Origin of the sequence: uncultured Fibrobacter sp., from assembly GCF_946062555.1 — a bacterium.
Taxonomy (GTDB): Bacteria; Fibrobacterota; Fibrobacteria; order Fibrobacterales; family Fibrobacteraceae; genus Fibrobacter.
The window spans coordinates 1-4137 of sequence record NZ_CAMGVQ010000112.1 but is presented as its reverse complement, the minus strand read 5'-3'; the positions used below and the strand labels follow the sequence as shown (position 1 = coordinate 4137).

Annotated in this window: 2 protein-coding genes; both read left to right on the top strand. The window is 50.6% G+C overall.

Annotated elements, in window-relative coordinates; translation table 11 throughout:
- Positions 1-478 precede the first annotated feature (478 nt).
- Complete coding sequence (locus tag Q0P86_RS16550; RefSeq protein WP_295041027.1) at positions 479-2488, top strand: family 43 glycosylhydrolase; 2010 nt, start codon at positions 479-481, stop codon at positions 2486-2488.
- A gap of 175 nt (positions 2489-2663) precedes the next feature.
- Positions 2664-4028, top strand: coding sequence for an AAA family ATPase (locus Q0P86_RS16545; RefSeq protein WP_295041025.1), 1365 nt, complete (start codon positions 2664-2666; stop codon positions 4026-4028).
- Positions 4029-4137: the final 109 nt, after the last annotated feature.

The window sequence follows — 4137 nt, the reverse complement described above, 5'->3', positions numbered from 1 at the left end:
GCAAATGTTAGTTTATTTGTAAACAGTCGTTTTGGGGTAATTTTTAGAGGTTGCCTTAAAATAATGTCACAATGATAGAAATTTTGTGATAAATTAAGATGGATGTTGTCTGTTTTTTTGTTATTTGCAAAAAAGTGTGATTTCGTATACAATCTTTTTGGATGAGGGGTATCCCCCCCCTCAGTCATCCTGCATGTTCCACCCTCTGTCTTCCTGCACGTCCCCCTCAGTCATCCTGCATGTTCCACCCTCTGTCATCCTGCATGTTCCACCCTCAGTCATCCTGCATGTTCCGCCCTCTGTCATCCTGCACGTAGTGCGGGATCCAGAATTTAATGTAGACTTTTTATTTGTTTGTTGTATATAAAATATGTAAATATATCTTAAATTTTAATTAATTGTAGACTTTTAATAAAAATTGTGTTAACTTTCGCCAAAATAAAAGGTATATTAATCGTAAACCGTCAGGGAGTGTTTTATGTGCTTGGAATTTCGTGGTGCGTTGGGCGTTGCGATGGCTTTGGGTGCCGCCGCAACCTTTGCTGCCGACTGGTATGCGAAGGATAATTTGCAACCCGGTCACGACCCGAGCATGGTACGGTTCGAGGACGGCTATGCCCTCATGAGCACCAACAACAATCTGCAGCTCTGGACATCCGAAGACGCGTACACCTGGCGCGACCACAAGTCGACCGTGAGCGCCATTCCGCAGTGGGCCTACACCTATGCTCCGGGCACCGAAGGCATCTGGGCTCCCGACGTTTTCTACATGAACGGCGAGTACCGCGTGTATTACTGCGTGTCCGTCTTTGGCAAGCGTTCTTCGGCAATCGGCTACCAGTCTACAAAGTCCATTATGCCGGGCTCATCGGGCTACGGCTGGACCGACCACGGCCACGTTTTCCACACGACGACTAGCGACAAGTACAATGCCATCGATGCCGACGTTGTGCGTGACACCGAGGGCAATTACTGGATGGCGTTCGGTTCGTTTGGGCTTGGCATTCAGCTGATTAAGTTAGATGCTACAACAGGCTACCAGGCGAGCGACGACAAGACGGTCTACAACATTGCGCGCCGTACCAGCAGCGCGAGCGGCGGTGCCGAAGAAGGCCCGAGCCTGATTGAGCATGGCGGGCAGTATTTCCTGTTCACCGCATGGGACAAGTGCTGCCAGCAGGGCGCAAACATCGAGCAGACAACGTACAAGACGGCTTACGGTCGTGCAGATAAAGTAACCGGACCGTACAAGGACCGCGCCGGTTACACCATGGCGAACGGCGGTGGCACGATTCTCTTGGAACGCTACGGGCGCTACGTGGGCCCGGGTGGTGGCGAGGCCTTCCAGGACCTGAACCGCGTGCGATTTGTGCACCACTACTACGACTTGAACGGAGACAAGTACAATCACATTCATATACGTGATGTCGTCTTCACCGAGGATAACTGGGCTGAGATGGGACAACCCTTCCTCGGACGTTATTTGAGCGCCGAAGTCGAGCACGGCGTGCTGACCCGCGCTGTTTCGGGCGACCTCGCGATTACCCGCAGCAATACGGCCTCGAACGGGGAATACCTCGCTTACGTGAATACCGAGGGTTCCAAGATTCGCCTGCCCATGAACATCATGCAGGCGGGCGATTACCTGCTGCGTTACCGCTACGCGAACGGTGGCGATGCGGCCGCGACGCACAAGGTGACAGTGAATGGCAAGTCGCAGACGGTGACGCTCCCGCCTACGGGTTCCTGGGGCACTTTCCCCGAAAAGTCCGTGGTGATGGTGCCTGCGAAACTCAAGCGCGGTGGCAACTTCATAGAACTGGAACCTTCGCCGAACGGTAATTTTGCGGAACTCGACCGCATCGACTTCTTGCGCATTATTCGCGATACGATTCCCGCGAACGGCTTTGACAACGGTATCCGCGTTCGCCTCACGAAGGACGACGAGTTCGCCATCAAGGACGGCGGTTACGCGATTTTCGAGAACGTGGTGATGGATTCCATCTCGAGCACGGAAGTGTCTGTCGAGGTGAAGAACCTTACTGGCGGGAAGCTCAGCATTCGCGACGGCAAGAAGGACGGGACCGTTCTTTCGGAATGTGAACTTACGGCAGCTAACGCAAAGTCTACAGCTAACGGCTGGATGACAGTGAATTGCACGAACCTCAAAAGTCTCGGCGGCGTGAAGGACTTCTACCTGACGGCATCAGGCGTTTCGGGCGAGGCGATTGTCAAGAACATTGTATTCGCAAGTTTGTCGGGGGAGATTGTCTGCAACCAGGAACCGTGTGGCGACCCGGTTTCCAGCTCCGGCGACCCTTCGACCAGCTCAGGAACCGCTGAACCGCAGCCTAGTTCCAGCAGCGGAACGACTGCGATTGCCCCGCGTGCTGTACGCCACGACATGCAGGTGCCCGCCCGCAGGGCCTACCGCGACCTCAAGGGCCGTAGTTTCGACAAGCAGATCCCGTACCGGGTGATGTTCTAAGGGTTTATTAAAAAAGCCGACTTATCGCTTTTCTTATGTTCGGGTGTTTTTGTGTAAAAATGAACATTTGTGCTGAAACAATGCGCTTTATTGATGATTTTTACAGAAAATACCTTGCGCATTATTGGTAAATAGTGTATATTTTACTTTGCGTACTATTGAAACGGAGAAGCCTGTGGAAATCCAGAGAAAAGCCTACGATCGCCTAGTGGAATGGAAAAAGGAATCCAACGGGAAGAGCGCCCTGCTGATAGAGGGGGCTCGTCGAATCGGCAAATCCACCGTGGCCGAGCGGTTTGGCGAGCGGGAATACAAGTCGTATATTCTTGTCGATTTCAACAAGGCTTCCAAAAAGGTTTGCGATAACTTTGAGACGAACCTAGACAACCTAGATGTTTTCTTCCAGGTTCTGTCTCTGGAATACAACAAGCCGCTGTTCAAGAGAAAGTCGCTGATCATCTTTGACGAAATCCAGAAATTCCCGAAGGCGCGGGAATCGATAAAGTACCTTGTGGCGGACGGCCGTTACGATTTCGTCGAGACGGGCTCGCTGATTTCTATCAAGGAGAATGTGGACGACATAACGATTCCCTCCGAAGAAGAAAAGTTGAAGATGTACCCTTGCGATTTCGAGGAATTCGCCAGGGCCTTAGGCGAAGACGTCTTGCTTGAGTATATTGACAAGTGCTTTGCCGAAAAGAAACCTCTGGAAGACCATTTCCATAAACGAGCGATGCGCCTTTTCAGGGAGTATATGCTGGTGGGCGGCATGCCTCAAAGCATTGTTGCGTATGCAGAGAACAATCGTGACTTTTCAAAGAGTGATAAGGAGAAGCGGAAAATTCTGGACCTCTACCGCGACGATATCAGGAAGGCTTCCAGGCGCTATAATTCCAAGGTCTCCGCGATTTTTGAAAATATTCCGGGCTACCTTTCGACCCACGAGAAAAAAATCGTCCTTACCGAGATTGACAAGTCCAATGCGGCAACTTTCTCCAAATATGACGAACAGCTCTTTTGGCTTGACGACTCGATGATTTGCAACCTTTGCTATAAATGCGACGATCCCAACGTCGGCTTTGCCCTGAACAAGAACGAGTCGCTTGTCAAGTGCTATCTGTGCGATACGGGCCTTTTGGTAAGCCTTGCTTTCAGTGAAAATGAAATCGCGTCGAACCAGTTGTACAAGGCCATCATGGACGGCAAGCTCTCGCTGAACGAGGGTATGCTCCATGAAAACATGATTGCGCAGATAATCCGGGCCAAGGGGCGCAAACTCTTTTTCTATACAGAATACGATGCCGCAAAGCACCGCAACTCTATGGAGATTGACTTCTTGCTTTCTAATGAGAGTAAGGTCAATTTCAAGGTGTTCCCGGTGGAGGTGAAGTCCTCGAAGAACTATACGACAACGTCGCTCGGCAAGTTCAAGGACAAATTCAAGAAGCGGGTGGGCGAGTCTATTATAATCCACCCGAAACAATTTTCGGTTGAAGGTGGGGTAATGAAGATTCCGTCATATATGGCCTGGTGCATTTAGTGCAATCTTGCCTTCGGAGGTTCAACCTCGGCTCGTAAAGAGCCCTTATAAGACATGCAATCATGCGATGTATAATCCATTTTATCTCTTGTGTTTTCTAAAAAATTTT

Excerpts from the sequence above, each read along its gene's own strand:
- Q0P86_RS16550 (WP_295041027.1), top strand. The coding sequence starts at position 479 with ATGTGCTTGGAATTTCGTGGTGCGTTGGGCGTTGCGATGGCTTTGGGT.